Genomic DNA, 15,774 nt, shown 5'->3' with positions numbered 1-15,774 from the left:
TCACACATCCCTTCGAGTTGCGGTCGCTGGTCTTCTGCCCTGCTGACTCGACGGCGGAGCAGATTCGAGTTCACGGAGGCTGTGTTCGAGATCGTCGAGAAGCCGTTGCAGATGAGGGATGCTGCGTCGGCAGCCGATCAACCCGAATTCGATATTGTCGGCATAGCTGACGACAGTGATGTTGACCGCATTACCCTCTGTCGGTATCGATACCGGATACCACCCGACTGCGCGGGCTCCGTTCCAATACAGGGTGCTGCGCGGTCCCGGGACATTGGAGATGACAAGGTTGAACGCTGGCCGCGCGCGACCGGCAAAGCCCGGCAGGAGATTTGCTGCCGTAGGCCCAGTCGCAGTGGCAAGCCCAAACAGGGAGATCTGCAGCGCGCTGCGGCCGGCCATCACGTTCTTGGCGGCCAGCATCGACGTGTGAATCCGGCGCAGCCGCTCATGCGGATCGTCGATGTCAGTTGCCAAGCTGCACAGCACCATCGTGACGGCGTTGCCGCCATCAGTGTCGCGATCCACCGGCAGCGCGACTGGTATGGCGGCGACCAAGGATTCCCCTGGAAGTGCGTCGGCGTCAAGCAGGTAACGACGCAACGCGCCTGAGCACATAGCGAGCAGAACGTCGTTGAGCGTCGCCCCGTGCGCCTTCCCGACCGCGCGCATGCGCTGGAAGGACCAGGACTGCGCGGCGTAACGTCGCGCTCCGCTCAACGGCACGTTAAGCATCGATTTAGGAGCCTGGAATGGCAAAGCGGTGTCATCCCTGCGCAGCCCGTCAGCAAGCAGGCGCGCCAGAGTCGGTGTCAGTCCAACGGCTTCACCGATGCTATGCAGCACGCTCGGTATCTCGCCGACCGCGTTCGCGAGCTGACGACCGATTGACCGTTTGACGGCGATCGACGACGGTGATCCCGCAGGATTCCGTTCGGCCCAGATCGGGGGTGGTAACGGTGCCGTCGGTTCAGCGGAGAGCATTTGCGATATCTGACGGGTGGAGTTGACGCCGTCCACCAGCGCATGGTGAACCTTGAAGTAAACCGCGAATCGGGAGTCGGCGAGGCCTTCAATGAGATGGAACTCCCACAGCGGTCGGTGCCGATCAAGCAACGTACCGTGGAGCCGCGAGACGAGAGTGAGCAGCTCTCGGGTACTGCCCGGCCGCGGTAGCGCGGAAAGCCGCACGTGATAATCCAGATCGACGTCTTGGTCGTCATACCAGCGCATCGCGCCTATTAGTGGACCCGGTGTTGCGGGCCGCCGGCGAAACAACGGACCAACCCGATCCCAGGTGAGCAGGCGCCGGTACAGGTCACCGACAAAGTCCGAACCTGCCCCGTCAGGCTGTTCGAATAGAAGTAACGCGCCCACATGCATTGGGTGTTCGCGTGTCTCGCTGATGAGGAACGCTGCGTCGAGGGGAGTGATTAACATTATCGTCCTTTGCTCTGCCAGGTGGAGGGGCCGACGGCGGGAAGTTCGGGGGTGATAAGTCCCATGGAAAGTCTCGTTTTGTTGAACGTTGTTGGATGCAGCGGTTATTCGGCGGGCATGGCCGATGTCGGCTCACGCTCTTTCTAGTTAGCCATTGGTTGGCCGCACGGCTCCTTGGTCTTGTCGATGTCCGTTAGCGTGGCCGGCGTCGGCGAGGTCGTGTGAGACCGTTGGCCCGCCACGAGTCGATCATCGAGAAGTTGGCCGACGTCGTTTGCATGTCGCGGGTTTCGTACAGGCGCGTCGCCTCGTCGAGCACAAGACGGTCAGCCGAGCGTGAGTCGTCCGTCGTTGCAGTCCGAATGATGCGCTTGGTCTAGGCGTGCGCCCGACCCACTGCGCTACGCCGTGATGTTCGCCGCTGACGCACCATTTCCCGCGCAGCATTATTGCGCCGATCGCTGAGAATTGCAGGGTCCGGTGGTTGCCGTGATACGGATACTTCGCCGTCATGGCGGAGACCAGCCCGTCGGCATCCTTTGCGACCTCTTATGCGGCCGCGAAATCGTTGATGTACGAGCGGGTCTGCGCAATCATCCGCTCGGTCGCGTAGTCGTCCCCGTAGGGCCTGGGGTGCCCGGCCACAATCATCCGAGGCTTGAGGCTCTCCACGACGTCGACCGTCTCGAGCCAGTCCTGCCACTCTGCCGGCGTAGACAATCCGAGCATCGCGTGGATTCGTTGTAGATGGAGTCGCCGGCCACCACGACACCGATTTCGGGTATGTGGACGATGGTTGTGGATGGACGTCAGCCTGCTTGACCTCGATGATATTCAGTGGCGAACCGTCGACGAATAGCGTGTAGCCGTCCATCGGTTCAGGCACCGGTCCAGCCGTTACGCACGGGTCGCCGAGCATCATCTTCGACTGCTCGGTCTGCATGTCCATGGTGTCCTTTATCGCCTCGATCACATGTGACAGCGCAACACATTTCGCACCAGGAAACCGCTCGAATTGACTTGACCAACCGTTGGGTCAATGGGCGTCTGAAAGACCTCGGACCTGTTCCATCCGAGGTCGATCACAATTACTACTGGCCGTTGTGCACGAGAATTTCAGGTGGTGCGGGTGGCGTGCGTTCATAGGCCACGGGTCGATTCAGTTCTCGCCACAGCCGTTCGGCATCAGACTCGCCAGGGGGAGGGACGAAGCCCTGCACTGTCCACATGTCCACGGGCGTCTGATTGATATGGACTTCCCATTCGTAACCTCTGTCCCTCGTATAGGGAATCAGCATGGCGTCGATTTGATTCATCCAGTACTCGCGCATCCATTCGCGGGAGTAGGTCCCAGCCGGCAGGCCTTCCACTACAGTGGTGTCGCTCATCTCGCGAGCGATCTGTTCGATTCGGAGTCGAATGAATTGTCCGGTCGCTACTCCCCCCATGTAGATGTTCTTGGGCGGCAGGTCGTGATAAATCACGTCTACGTAAAAGCGGGGCAGGTGAACCGATTGATAGGCGTCGGTGATCGTCGTGGCGAGCGCTTCCTTGTCTTCGTCACTGAACGCACCTTCCGGCGCAAAGAACTCCCAAAGTGGCATGGTTTTCCCTTTCAAGGTCGAGAAGATGATGTGTTTCCAATGCAGTTTTAATTCAAGAGATGCAACAGCGAACCGAATTAAATTTGGGCGAACATCGGGTTGTATTTCCGCGACACAACTCGCCCACTGTATTTTTCAGAACAATTGGCTCGTGAAACCGCCGTCGACGGTCAAAGAACTGCCGGTGATCATCGAAGCCTGGTCCGAAGTGAGGAACAAAGCCGCATCTGCGATGTCCTCTGGGGATATCAACCGTCCCTGCTTCTGGTCGATTATCTGAGCGAAACCGCCAGGGGCGAGACCCATGGTCGACTCCCAAACCGGGACTTCAGAGTCAATGAGCGGAGTATTGACATAGCCGGGCACCAGAGCGTTGACTCGGACATTCTGTGCTCTGAGTTCTCCTGCAGCGGTTGCGGTGAGGTTACGCACTGCCGCTTTCGACGCTCCATAAGCCGCTGCGAGAGGTGTGCCCCCGGTCCCCGAGATGGACGAGAGGGTGAGGATCGATCCGCCACCGGAATTCGCAATTGCCGCCGCGCTGTGCTTGATGGTCAGGAAGACACCGTCAAGGTTCACCGACATGGTCGATCGCCAAACATCAAGCGGCGTCTCCGCAATGGGATGCGATGCGCGGATTACTCCAGCGTTGGCGACCACGTGATGCAACGCGCTGTGCGCTTCGAGAGTGCGTTCTATCAGCGCAGAAACGTCCTGCTCGGAGGTCACGTCAGCCGGGATTGCGATCGCACCGGAGATGCGGGAAGCAACTGCCTCCGCGGCTCCGCGGTCTCGGTCGGAGACGATAACGCGAGCGCCTTCCTTCGCGAACCGGGCGGCGATCACAGCGCCGATTCCGCCGCCCGATCCAGTGACGATCACGACTTTATCTTCAAGGGTTGCGGACATGGCAACTCCCCTTTCTGTTCGACGATGTGGTGCCCGTTGTTGTCAAATCCGGTGCACCGACCTGAATGTTTGGATGATGTTTGGTTTGGCGCAGTTGATGATTGGCTTCCGCCCCGGCCGAGTCCGCGTGCTTCGGACCCGAGGCAGCGGCGGTGGCTACGCCAGGGCGCGGACGAAGTGCTCGCGAGCAGCCTTTGACGACGTCTCGAACGCCGAGCCGGTGTAGACGTCGAAGTGGCCACAAGACAGCGCGACCAACTGCTTGGGCTGCAGCGCCCGTTCGTAGGCCTCGAACGCGAGTTCTGCATAGGCACTGATGTCTTGGTCAGCCACGATCATCAGCAACGGGGACGGTGAGATTCGATGGATTCCATCGCCTGGCTCGAACTCTATGATCCGCTCCAACGAACTGAGGGTCACCTCGTTGCGCCATGATGGAGCCCTGTCCTGAGCGGCTGTGGTGAAGAACTCCCAGGATTCGGCGCTGGACATCAGCGCGGGAGCCAGCGGATCGGCGGCGACGGCCGGCATGAGCGTGGGCTCCCCGCCGTGGAAGATGTTGCGTCGTTCGCTGTCCAGTTGGGTCCGCACCGTGGGCAGGAAGTCGGGACGAACGAGCCGCTTCAGCTGGCCAGATCCGCTGATGAACGGGACTTGGGCGACAACGGCGCGCACCCGACGATCGACCGCAGCCACGCTCAGCACCAGGCCGCCGCCATGGCTCGATCCCCAGATGCCGACGCGGTCGGGGTCGACGTCTTCGCGCTCAGTCGCATACGTGATGGCGTGGCGAAGGTCGCGGGCCTGGACAATCGAATCGATGTGCTGGCGCGGAGCGCCGTCACTCGCGCCGAAATTTCGGTGGTCATAAACCAGAACATTCAGTCCCGCTCGGGAAAACGACTCGGCGTATTCGTCGAGATACATTTCCTTGACAGCGGACAGTCCATGAACCATCACTATTACTGGGGCCCGGGTATCAACCCCTTCGGCGGGATAGAACCACCCACGCAAAGTGACATTGTCCGCTGAGAATTCAATATCCTCACGAGGCATTAGCGATCCTTCCGTAATTCGTCTGCTAGGGCCAAAGCTAGTGGTGTGGAGGACATTCGTTAAGGGACGCTCATGCCCACTTCGGGTACACGTCCGCCGCATGCGGTTTGCAGTTCCCCCGGCGACGAAAAAGCGTCCATGGGATGCGCAACCTGTCAGCAGTCAGGTAATTCCTCAGCTTTCAGGGGTTGTCCGTCACGTAATTTCCTCACCTGCCGTCACGTAATTCCCACCGGCACATCGACGCCGACCGCATCGGCACGATCGAGTTCAGTTTTGGTGGCTACTGGTCGGCCCGAATGGCTGCGGTCGAACCCCGGTTGAAGTCGACGAGATCTCTGTACGACCACCTGCGACCCGGACGTCGAGGTCGCACACTGAACGGACCCGACAACTGCACCTCGGATGCGGCGAACCCTGCACGCACCGACAAATAGTTAGATGGTGAGGCGTTACGGCACTGACCAATGTCTGCGTTGGCGGTTCCCTCGAATGTCCCTGCGGCGTTCATCCCCTGAATATCATTGCCACACAACGAAATATCTGCATTGGCGACCTGGATCCGGCCTGCCCTGTCGCCATCGCCGAAGATCTCACCGCGCAGAGCCGCATCCCGGCGAGCCAACGGTCGTAGTCAGATCCCTTGCGCCGGTAGTACTCGAGCACCTCGGGATGCGGGAGGACCAAGAAGGTCTCCTCCTCGATCGCCGCCAGAGTGATGGCGGCGACGTTCTGGGGCTCCAGCACCCTGGCGGCCTTGGCCACGACGTTCGCCCCGAGCTGCGACGCCTCGTCGTCTGCGGCGAGCGCGTTGTGGTGGATGGCGGTGTTGACCCCCATCGGGCAGATGCAGCTCACCCGGACCCCCTGGTCTCCGTAGGTGACCGACAGCCACTCGCTGAAGCCGACGGCAGCGTGCTTGGTGATTGAGTACGGCCCGGCGGCAATTCGGGTGTCCGGCGTTGGCGAAGAACAGGTCCACTGGACCGAAGTTGGTCTCGGCGGTAGCGATGATCTCTTTCAGCACCTCGACCCGGGACGCATCCCCGGCCACCGCGATTCCGCCCACCGCGGCAGCGACCTGGCCAGTGCGCACGGGATCGAGATCCGCGACCACGACGTGAGCGCCCTGCTGCGCGAGTCCGGCAGCAAGGGCTGCCCCGATACCTCCGCCGCCACCGGTCACGATCGCGACTTTGCCCGATAGCTTCACGCCCGGCTCCCCGTCACCCGACGAGGCCCGACACACGGGCGACAGCCCGTCGAGCATCGGCGATGATCTTCCCAACGACGTCATCCACCGGGTCGACTTCGTGAATGAGCCCTTGCGTCTGGCCTGCCCACCACATGCCGTCCTCCATGTCACCCTGGTCCAACACCTTGGCCCTGCCACGGACACCTGATGCGAGTGCTGCGACATCGGCGAAGGTTGCGCCAGGACGGCTGCCGATTTCCGCGACTCGCTCAGATACGGAGTTCTTCGCCACTCGCGCGCTGTTCTTGAACTGACGAAACACCACGACCGTGTCCCGCTCCGTATTCGCCACGATCTGCGCCTTCACGTTCGGATGAATCGGAGCTTCAGTGGTCGCCATGAAACGGGTCCCCATGTTGACGGCATCGGCACCAAGGGCCAATGCGGCGGCGAGTCCTTCACCTGTGGCGATGCCGCCGCTGGCAATGACGGGGACCGAGAGTGCGCGCACCGCCGCTGGAATGAGGACCAGTCCGGGCACGTCATCCTCGCCCGGATGGCCAGCACACTCGAAGCCATCGATGCTGATCGCGTCGACACCCTTACGCTCCGCCGAAAGTGCGTGCCGCACAGATGTCGCCTTATGGATTACTTTCACCCCGGCCCCATGAAAGTCCGGTAGATGCGGCTCAGGGCTCGAGCGCCTACTCCGGCCGCCAACAGTGGGGGACTCTGATTGCGGTTCACCCCGGAGGACAGTCATCCGGGGTGAACCGAGCTTGCGGGGTCAGTCCCTACCGATCTCGCCACTGGTGATCGAAATCGGTCCTGGGCCGGCTACTTCCACTTGTCCGCTACGCGCTCGAGCCTTGCGGCAGAACGTCCGCCGCGGTAGTACCTGCGTCTCGTAGTTGGATCGCGCTCATGGCCGAGAATTGCAAGGTCCAGAGGTTTCCATGCCCCGGGTACTTCGCCGACATGATGCGCACCAGGTCCTCAGCATCGTTTGCAACCTCGTAGGCGGCCGCGAAATCATGGATGTAGGCACGTGTTTCGGCGATCATGGACTCGACGGCGTGGTCGTCGCCGTCGGGCCGGCGGTGGCCGGCGACGATCACCTTAGGTGCCAGCTTCTCCACCAGGTCCACAGTCTCGAGCCAGTCTTGCCATTCCTCTGGCGTCGACAGACCGAGCATCGGGTGGATCTCGTTGTAGATCGAGTCACCGGCAACGACGACATCGATCTGTGGGATGTGCACGATCGTCGTGGGATGGATGTCGGCCTGCTTCACCTCGACGATGTTGAGGGGCGAGCCGTCGACGTAGAGCGTTGTGTCGTCGATCGGGTCAGGGAGCGAATCACTGACGACGCAGGCGTCGCCGAACAGCATCCCCCACTGCTGTCGCTGCATTTCCATGGATTCCTTCATGGCTTCGACCACGTGGGGCAGCGCAACGCACTTCGCGTCCGGAAACCGCTCCATCAGAGGACCGATTCCCAGGTAGTGATCGGCGTGGGCGTGCGTCACGTAGATCGTCGTGAGTCGCTTCCCCGTGCGCTCGATCAGGTCCCCCAGGTCCCGGACGTCATCCTTCAAGTACTGGGCGTCGATGAGCACAGCTTCGGTCGGACCGCTGACGAGTGTCGCGGTGGTAGGTGAGAACTTGCCGCGGGGAATCTCAGGAAAGTCGCCTGCGGGGATCTCGGGCCAGCGACCGACGTACACGGTCGCTCGGATCGGCGAGGCGGCAGTTGCCGGCGGGCGGATATCGGTATTCATGATGTACCTCCAGGTTGGGTGTTTCGGTCTTGGGCATGCGGGTGGGGCGGCAGCACGAGTGGCTGCGTATCGGGCAAAGGTCTCCAGCAGGGACGGGTCGTCGATCGACCGTGCTTCGGCGACCGCGGCGACGTCGTTCCCTTGCAGGATTCGCTTGACCGGGACTTCGAGCTTCTTGCCAGTTCGGGTGTGCGGGATCGCCCTGACGACGATCACGTCGTCCGGCACGACTCGGGACGAGACCGCCTCGCGGATCCGCCGCAAAATGCGTTCGCGGAGCGCGTCATCGAGATCGGCGTGATCGGACAGCGCGACGAACAGCGGCATCCAGTACTCACCGTTCTCCTGCTCCGCGCCGATGACGAGGGCTTCCTCCACCTCTGGGAGTTCCTCGACGACGCGATAGATGTCGGCGGTTCCGAATCGGACACCGTTACGGTTCAGCGTGGAATCAGAGCGTCCGTGGACGATCACGGTGTTCCGTTCAGTGATGGTGATCCAGTCACCGTGCCGCCAAACGCCGGGGTAACTCTCGAAATAGGCCTCGCGGTACCGGACCCCGTCGCCGTCGTCCCAGAATCGGGTCGGCATGGACGGCATCGGCTGGGTGACCACCAGCTCCCCCACTGTGTCACGGAGGCTTCGGCCGTCGGCGCCCCAGGAGTCAAGGGCCACGCCCAGGTACGCGGATGTGATCTCCCCGGCCCGCACCGGCAGGATCGGCACGAAGCCCGCGAATCCGCTGGCGACATCGGTGCCCCCTGTCACCGACGCGAGCGGCACGTCGCGTCCGACGTGATCGGCGACCCAGGAGTGCTGCTCCGGAGGCACAACCGAGCCGGTGGCCCCGATGACTCTGAGCCGATGCAGATCGTGGTCGGCGCCGGGCGATCGGCCTGCTCGGGCACAGGCCTGGAGGTAGGCCGGGCTAGTACCCAGGACGGTGACCTCGTGCCGGGCTGCGAGAGCCCACAGCGCGTCGTCGGTCGGGTGCGACGGGCTTCCGTCATAGCAAACGATCGTGGCGCCGACGAGCAGTCCGCTCACGAGGGAATTCCAGACCATCCAGCTCGGCGAGGTGTACCACAGGTACGTATCCGACGGCCCTAGGTCGAGATGAAGAGCCAATGCTTTCAGGTGCTCGAGCACGATTCCGCCGTGTCCGTGAACAAACCCCTTCGGCTTCCCGGTCGTACCCGAGGAGAACAGGACCCAGAGTGGGTGGTCGAAACGCACGTGCGCGGGAGTCATTGCGACCCCATCCCCACTGACTGCATCCACCCACGGCGTGGTGCCTGCGGGAAGGCTCGTACCAGCGTGAAGTCGACCGACCACAAGCACCTCCCGCAGCGTCGGCATCCCAGCCTGGAGCGCTGGCAGCGCCGCGAGCCGGTCGACCTCACGCCCGCCGAAGCGGTAGCCGTCGGCCATAACGAGAACCACTGGTCCCAGCTGTCCGAGGCGGTCGATCACGGCTTCGGGTTGATAGTCCTGTCCGCAGCACGACCAGGTCGCTCCGACGCTCGCGGTGGCGAGGAAGGCGATTACCGCCTCGGCAACGTTGGGGAGGTAGCCGACCACACAGTCGCCCTCACCGACGCCCCGGTCGCGCAGCCAGCTCGACAGCGCGGACACCTGGCGGGCGAGTTCGGTCCAGGAAATCGTCCGCGGCCCAGGACCCCCCGGTTCGGAATCGTCGATGATCGCCGGGCGCGACGACTGGGCGTGGCTGAGCACTGTGTCCACATAATTGAGCCGCCTGCCGGGAAACCATTCGGCAAAGGGCATCTCCCGTGTTGCCAGCACCGGGCCGACGCCGGTCATGCGGACCCCGAAGTATTCCTTCAACGACGCCCAGAATTCCTCCGAACTGGTCACCGACCAGTCCCACAAGGCCTGGTAGGAGGTCGCTTCGAAGCGGCCAGTGGCTTGAAGCCAGTCGATGAAGTCGCTGATCCGGGCGCTGGCGATCCGTTCTGCCGACGGCGACCAAGCGACGTCCCCAGGTCCGATCGAACTCAACTCCAAAGTCGCGTCCATTCCGATATCCATATCTGCACCCTTCTTCACGCGTTGCTGGTCGGAACGGTCATCAGCAGCCGTGGCTTTCCCGGTACTCGCTCGGTGAGACGCCGTAGCAGCGGTGGAACTCCCGGCGAAGATGGCTGGCGTCGTAATAGCACCATCGGTTGGCGATGGTCGCGATCGTCATGTTGGAGTTCACTAGCTCCTCGCGCACCGCGGCCATACGCCGTGCACGCACTACCGCGCTCATGGTGTCCCCAGTCAGCGAGAAGGCCCGGTGAATGGTTCGTGTCGAAACGTTGTGGGTTGCAGCGAGATCCTCGATATGGATCGGACCGCTACGAAGATTTCGAGTGATCCAGTTGTCAATCTGTGCGCGCAAAGCAGCCAAAGCCGATCGACTGGTGACTGAACCGGTCTCTGCGCGGATGATGCCGGCAGTCAGTGCGACCAGCGCCCGGCGGGTCGCCTCGATCTCCGAGGGATGCATTGCTGGTAGCCCGCTCGAGACCTGGTCGAGGACCGTAAACAAGACGCCGACCAGCGGCCGGTCCTGCTCGAGCATGAGGCAGCCAGGAACGTTCGCGTCGCAGCCAGCTGCCAGAAGCGCGGCGCGCGGCAGGGTCAGTGTTATTTTCCTGACCCGCTTCTGTACCGGGACGCCGAAAGAAGGCCGCTCCTCGCGCCGTTCACCTGCGACGACCACGACGACCTCGCGCTCGGCGTCACGAGCGTTGCCGAGCGACAGCACGTTGTGCAGGGGTGGGCAGTCCCAGTCCGCCAGTTGGAGGTCGCCGATCTCGCGCGCATGCAAGCGGATGGCATTGCCCCGCCTCGTGCCGTGTGGCACCGTCGTGGGCCCCGAGCCACTGCGGACCGCAGTCTCCCAGCGGTCCTCGGACCCGGCCGCCACGAAGTCGAGAACATCGATTTCGGTGGCTGCGGTCACGGTCATCGGGGCCTCCCTGAGCAGTCGACTACGTTGGTGTGCCTGTACAGCCTGCTTGTGGACCGCCATCGGGGGCATTGTGTGAATCACGTATCTCATTACCTATTCGGGTTCCACGCCGACCCATTCCCCCGTCGAGGGCGCGAGGGCTAGGGTGGCTGCACAATGACGTCACGGTCGGCCAAGCAGTCGGACAACCTGCCCGCGGATCTGACGAGCTTCGTGGGCCGTCGATCCGAGGCAGGCGCGGTCCGGCAGCTCCTCTCCGCCGACCGGCTCGTAACTCTGACCGGCGTGGGCGGGGTCGGTAAGACCAGGCTCGCGCTGCGAGTGGCCCATGATCTTCGGCGAGCGTTCCCGGATGGGGTTTGCCTGGTCGAGCTGGCATCCTTGAAGGACCCGGACCTGCTCCCCCACACTGTGATAGACGCACTCGGAATTCGCGAGCAGTCGGCGAATGCTGCGTCGGTCCTCGCCGACTATTTGCGCTCCCGGCACACCTTGTTGGTCCTCGACAACTGCGAGCACATGCTCGTGGAAACCGCGACCCTGGTGGACCGGCTACTTCGGGCGGCGCCGAAACTGCGAATATTGGCCACGAGCAGGCAGGCGCTGATGATCGCGGGCGAGCACGTGTACCCGGTTCCAACGCTGCCTGTGCCGGATCTAGATGTGCGTCTCGCTCCTGGTGTGGCAACGCAATTCGCGGCCGTCAACCTGTTCGCGGCTCGGGCTGCTGCGGTGGTTCCCGGCTTCGAGATCAACCCTGACAACGAACAGGCGGTCATCAGGCTCTGCCAGCGGCTGGAGGGGATCCCGTTGGCGATCGAATTGGCAGCGGTCAGGTTGCGCGTACTCACGGTAGAGGAGCTTGCGGATCGGCTGGATAGTCGGTTCGAACTGCTCCGGGAAGGTAGTCGCAACTTGCCGGAGCGGCATCAGACGCTTCGGGCACTCATCGACTGGAGCTACGAGCTGTGCACTCCGGCGGAGCAGACCTTGTGGGCGCGCGCATCAGTGTTCGCTGGCGGGTTCGGTTTCGACGCGCTCGCGGCTGTCTGCGCGGACGAGTCTCTTGCCGAAGAGGTCATTCTCGACACGGTCGCCGGGCTCACCGACAAGTCGATCCTGATCCGAGGCGAGCATGGCGGGCGTGTCAGGTTCCGCATGTTGGAGACTATCCGGGAGTACGGCCAGGCCCGCCTACGAGAGTACGGCTCCGAAGCGAAAGTGCAGCGCACGCACAGAGATTGGTATTGGCGGCTGATCGAAAAGGCTGCCGCCGAGTGGTTCGGTCCCTCGCAGGAGGACTGGGCGGCCCTGCTCCGTGTGGAGCATCCGAACGTGCGCGCGGCGCTCGAGTTCTGCCTCGCGCGGCCAGAGGAGGTACGCGTCGGACTGCGTATGGTCGGCTTGCCCTGGTTTCTCTGGGTTGCGCTCGGCTTCATGACCGAAGGCCGCCTGTGGCTTGATCGGGCCTTGGCAATGGATCAAGAACCGAGTCTAGATCGGGTCTGGGCGCTGGGCACCGCCGCTGACATCGCTGTCTTCCAGGGCGATGAGGCTGCTGCGACTGCCCTGACCGACGCCGTCCACGATCTTGCGCGCCGACTGGGCGACCCAAAGGGCCTGGCTTACGCAACCCACATGCTCGGACTACGCGAACTGGGTACCGACCCGAGCGCTGCGATTCCACTGTTGGTTGAAGCGCTTGAGCGATATGGGCGCGTCGACGTGCCCGCCGACTACCCCAACAGCCTGCGGCCTGCACTGACCATGGCCTACATGGATTGCGGCGAGCTCGACAGAGCCGCCGCCATGGTCGAGGAGACGTGCGAGCAATGCAAGCAGGCCGGGGAACGATGGCTGTTGTCCTACACCATGTGGGCGAAGGGGGTGTTGAGTCTTCTGCAGGGCGAGCTCGAGCGGGCCGAAGCCAACTTGCGCGAGGCGCTCCAGCTCAAACGGTTCACCCAGGACAGTCTGGGCTTGGCCTTCATCCTGGACGCTCTCGCCTGGACAGCCGCTGCGAGCGGCGACTGCGAACGAGCCGCGGTGCTCCTCGGCGCATCGGACCAGGTCTGGCAGACCGTTGGCGTCCCGCTGTTCGGAGCGAAATACCTCCTCGCGCGGCGCGAGCACTTCGAAGGCGTGGCTCGCCAGGCGATGGGCAACGCTCGCTTCGACACCGCGTTTGCGCGCGGCGGCCAACTCATGGTGGAAGACATGGTGACCTTCGCACTTCGGGAGCGCCGCGCATCCTCGATCGAGCCCCGCCAGGTCGACAGCGTGCTCACAGCTCGAGAGCGCGAGGTCGCGAACCTGGTGGCTCAGGGAATGTCGAACAAGGACGTGGCAGCCAAGCTGGTCATCTCCCGACGTACGGTCGACGTCCACGTCGAGCACATCTTCGCGAAATTTGGGTTCAACTCCCGCACTCAGATCGCGACCTGGGTGGCACAACAGCGCGCGCTGGAATCGCAAGATCGGTAGAACTGCGTCGACTATCGCCGACACGCGTCGACGCCGACGAAGTCGGTCCTATTGCCGTGTGTGGCCGGTTGCGTACGAACGCCACCGTCGCCACCGCCCCCACCCCGAATGCCGCAGCAATGATCCAGAGCGAAGCGTGCACGCCCGAGGTGAACGCCGAACCGATTGCCGCGCTGTCGTTCTCACTGACATTTCCGTCGAGTGACCGCCCAGATGTCACCGCGCTTACGACATCCTCACGCACCGGCATCGCGACCCCGCGGGCGACGTATGACGCCATCGAATCAAAGAACACTCTTGGTGGCGGTTCACCCCGGAGATAGAACACCCGGGGTGAACCGAGCTTGGCGTCAGCGTCGGTTTTCGCCGAGCTGAGCAACATTGGCGCGTCATCGCGAAGCGGACAGCTTCCTTCGCGTTCACGCAATCGCGCGGCCGCGGAGCAAACGCAATGAATGTTCGTGCGCCTCAACGGCTAACGCGCTTTCGCGTGCCCTGTCGGCAGCGCTTTCGACAGCCAGGTGCTCGTGAAGGCGCGCCTTCGCCTCGAACCACGCCGCAAGCTGCTCGGAGTCAGCACAGCTGGCGGAACGGCTGATTGACAGGGCGGTCATTTCGATCAAGACGTTCATGCCGGGCCTAGCCCTCCGATCACCGATGCCACTCGAGGCCCGGCCGTTTCTGTTGGTTGCACTACCAACCTTCGCAATGTCGGCTCGCCGGCACATCCGTATATTCACGGGTCCGTATACGTGCATCGCAAAAACAAGTAGCTGCAGACTTCGCTCGGTCGACGGCCGAGCATCTAGCTAGCCAACCCAACAACAGCCCTGCCGCACGCCGCGACGAACGAGTGAAAGCCCGTCTTTCGACGACTGCCGCGCACACGGCGGACCGCACACCGGCTGCTGAAGGATCGGAACGACTCTGACCCGCCACATACGTTCCTCACCCCGACAGGTGGCGAGAAGAGCTCCGCGCATCGCGCTGCGGCGGTAGAGCCGAGGCCTGCTTGCGCGTGCTGTCGGCCGTCTGTGTCGACAGCGTTCTTGATTCATACGCGGAACTAGTGGCCGCCCCGAGCAGTTCGTGATCTGGGTGACCTGGACCCGGCCCGCCTTGTCGACGGCGCTACCGCGTCCCGAGTCTCCTGCCCAGCGTGGCTAGGACGCTCCGAGCGCGCAGTGGTCGATCGTCGATCGGATCGACCCGCCCGAGCCGCTGGCGTAGCTCTGGCGGTACTCGCCGGCTGAGAGCCCGAAGACCTCACGAAACTCTCGGCCGAGGTGGCTCGCGTCGTAGTAATGCCAACGGTGGGCGATCCTCTCGATCGTCAGGTTGGTATCGAGCAGGTCTTGGCGTACCGCGGCAAGCCGCTGCGCGCGGACGACCGACTTCATGGTGTCACCGGTGAGTGCGAAAGCCCGGTAGATGGTGCGGGTAGAGACACAGTGATCGGCCGCCAAATCTTCGAGGCGGATGGGTCCTTGCCTCAGTCGCTCTGCGATCGATTTATCCAACTGCGCCCGGAGCGCCGGGAGAGTGGACTGGTCGTTGACGTCGACCCCCTCCGATCGAATGATGCCCGCGATCAGCGCGATCACCGCCGTCCGTGTCGCTTCTCTTTCAGCGGCAATCATGTTGGGAAGTCCGGTCCACACCTGGTCCAGGAAGGTGTGGAAGATGTTGACCAAGGGACGATCTGGCCCCAGGGCGAGTGACTTGGGCATCTTGAGGCCGCTTCCCGCGGCCCTCAGAGCGGGACCAGGAAGCACCAGCGTTCGCTTTCGCAGACTCCGCCGCACGCTGAAGCTGCCTCTGCCCACCCCCTCACCGCTTGTGATGAGAAGCGCTCCCTGGCCGAATAGCGTGTCGGTACCGCCGAACGACTGACGTTCCTCACCGCCGTATCCCGCCATCACCACGACGACGTCGCGGTCCAGCTCTCCGTTCGCATTTCTTGGCAGGTATCCGTCCATCGCCGGGCAGTCCCAGTCCGTCAACAGCAGGTCCGCCAGGTCGGCCGACTGCACCTTCCCGGGCCCACAGTCCTCGCGTGAGAGCCGGATCTCCATCGGGCACAACCGTTCTCGCATTGCCTGTTCCCACAGCTCTTCGCGCTCGTCCAACAGTTGCTGCCGTCCGACGGCCTGGTCGACGGAGTACAACGCCGTCAAGGTTGTAGCCACTCCTTCGGGTCGAACAGCTGCCATAGCGGGCATGAAGGTGCTCCTTTATTCAACGGGCAGATGCGTGGGCCGAATCACAATGCGCTCTGGGTCGAGCATGACGCTGCGCTTGCTGCGACGCACGCGGGTATAT

The 15,774-nt window shown here is 63.0% G+C and carries 9 protein-coding genes and 4 pseudogenes; 1 reads left to right on the top strand and 12 read right to left on the bottom strand.

The window, feature by feature from the left end; translation table 11 throughout:
• The 10 genes and pseudogenes from FGL95_RS25505 to FGL95_RS25460 form a co-directional block, all read right to left on the bottom strand.
• Complete coding sequence (locus FGL95_RS25505; RefSeq protein WP_169592713.1) at nucleotides 1-1,443, bottom strand: wax ester/triacylglycerol synthase family O-acyltransferase; 1,443 nt, start codon at nucleotides 1,441-1,443, stop codon at nucleotides 1-3.
• Nucleotides 1,444-1,878: 435 nt separating this feature from the next.
• Nucleotides 1,879-2,452: pseudogene (locus FGL95_RS32495) on the bottom strand (MBL fold metallo-hydrolase); the annotation flags it as partial.
• A 79-nt stretch (nucleotides 2,453-2,531) separates the two neighbouring features.
• Nucleotides 2,532-3,059, bottom strand: coding sequence for a tautomerase family protein (locus tag FGL95_RS25495; protein ID WP_240963289.1), 528 nt, complete (start codon nucleotides 3,057-3,059; stop codon nucleotides 2,532-2,534).
• A gap of 120 nt (nucleotides 3,060-3,179) precedes the next feature.
• Nucleotides 3,180-3,953 carry an SDR family oxidoreductase gene (locus FGL95_RS25490; RefSeq protein WP_169592564.1) on the bottom strand — a complete coding sequence of 258 codons (774 nt, stop codon included), beginning with the start codon at nucleotides 3,951-3,953 and terminating at the stop codon, nucleotides 3,180-3,182.
• Between the two features lie 156 nt (nucleotides 3,954-4,109).
• Nucleotides 4,110-5,009 (bottom strand): alpha/beta hydrolase, encoded by a 900-nt coding sequence (locus FGL95_RS25485; protein ID WP_169592562.1) that lies wholly within the window; start codon nucleotides 5,007-5,009, stop codon nucleotides 4,110-4,112.
• Between the two features lie 507 nt (nucleotides 5,010-5,516).
• Nucleotides 5,517-6,222 (bottom strand): annotated as a pseudogene (locus FGL95_RS25480) (SDR family NAD(P)-dependent oxidoreductase).
• Nucleotides 6,223-6,235: 13 nt separating this feature from the next.
• Nucleotides 6,236-6,904: pseudogene (locus FGL95_RS25475) on the bottom strand (NAD(P)H-dependent flavin oxidoreductase); the annotation flags it as partial.
• A 154-nt stretch (nucleotides 6,905-7,058) separates the two neighbouring features.
• Nucleotides 7,059-7,985 (bottom strand): MBL fold metallo-hydrolase, encoded by a 927-nt coding sequence (locus FGL95_RS32490; RefSeq protein ID WP_169592708.1) that lies wholly within the window; start codon nucleotides 7,983-7,985, stop codon nucleotides 7,059-7,061.
• A gap of 39 nt (nucleotides 7,986-8,024) precedes the next feature.
• Nucleotides 8,025-10,037: pseudogene (locus tag FGL95_RS25465) on the bottom strand (acetoacetate--CoA ligase); the annotation flags it as partial.
• A gap of 40 nt (nucleotides 10,038-10,077) precedes the next feature.
• On the bottom strand, nucleotides 10,078-10,965 hold the full coding sequence (locus FGL95_RS25460; protein ID WP_169592559.1) for an AraC family transcriptional regulator: 888 nt from the start codon (nucleotides 10,963-10,965) through the stop codon (nucleotides 10,078-10,080).
• A 159-nt stretch (nucleotides 10,966-11,124) separates the two neighbouring features.
• On the opposite strand from FGL95_RS25460, the gene FGL95_RS25455 reads away from it, so the two are divergent.
• The gene (locus tag FGL95_RS25455) at nucleotides 11,125-13,452 is read left to right on the top strand and encodes an ATP-binding protein (RefSeq protein ID WP_169592558.1); all 2,328 of its coding nucleotides are present in this window, start codon (nucleotides 11,125-11,127) and stop codon (nucleotides 13,450-13,452) included.
• A gap of 419 nt (nucleotides 13,453-13,871) precedes the next feature.
• Here FGL95_RS25455 and FGL95_RS25450 read toward each other — a convergent pair whose 3' ends face one another.
• Nucleotides 13,872-14,084, bottom strand: coding sequence for a hypothetical protein (locus tag FGL95_RS25450; RefSeq protein ID WP_169592555.1), 213 nt, complete (start codon nucleotides 14,082-14,084; stop codon nucleotides 13,872-13,874).
• A 531-nt stretch (nucleotides 14,085-14,615) separates the two neighbouring features.
• Nucleotides 14,616-15,674, bottom strand: a complete 1,059-nt coding sequence (locus tag FGL95_RS25445; protein WP_169592552.1) for an AraC family transcriptional regulator — start codon at nucleotides 15,672-15,674, stop codon at nucleotides 14,616-14,618.
• Nucleotides 15,675-15,774: the final 100 nt, after the last annotated feature.

Source organism: Antrihabitans stalactiti, from assembly GCF_012932915.1.
Classification (GTDB): domain Bacteria; phylum Actinomycetota; class Actinomycetes; order Mycobacteriales; family Mycobacteriaceae; genus Antrihabitans; species Antrihabitans stalactiti.
Note: the sequence above shows the minus strand (reverse complement) of the source record. Positions and strands in the feature narration are given on the sequence as shown.

Bases quoted from the DNA above. Each gene is read 5' to 3' on its own strand.
- FGL95_RS25490 (WP_169592564.1), bottom strand. From the start codon at position 3,953: ATGTCCGCAACCCTTGAAGATAAAGTCGTGATCGTCACTGGATCGGGC.
- FGL95_RS32490 (WP_169592708.1), bottom strand. From the start codon at position 7,985: ATGAATACCGATATCCGCCCGCCGGCAACTGCCGCCTCGCCGATCCGA.
- FGL95_RS25485 (WP_169592562.1), bottom strand. From the start codon at position 5,009: ATGCCTCGTGAGGATATTGAATTCTCAGCGGACAATGTCACTTTGCGT.
- FGL95_RS25450 (WP_169592555.1), bottom strand. From the start codon at position 14,084: ATGAACGTCTTGATCGAAATGACCGCCCTGTCAATCAGCCGTTCCGCC.
- FGL95_RS25460 (WP_169592559.1), bottom strand. From the start codon at position 10,965: ATGACCGTGACCGCAGCCACCGAAATCGATGTTCTCGACTTCGTGGCG.
- FGL95_RS25455 (WP_169592558.1), top strand. From the start codon at position 11,125: ATGACGTCACGGTCGGCCAAGCAGTCGGACAACCTGCCCGCGGATCTG.
- FGL95_RS25445 (WP_169592552.1), bottom strand. From the start codon at position 15,674: ATGCCCGCTATGGCAGCTGTTCGACCCGAAGGAGTGGCTACAACCTTG.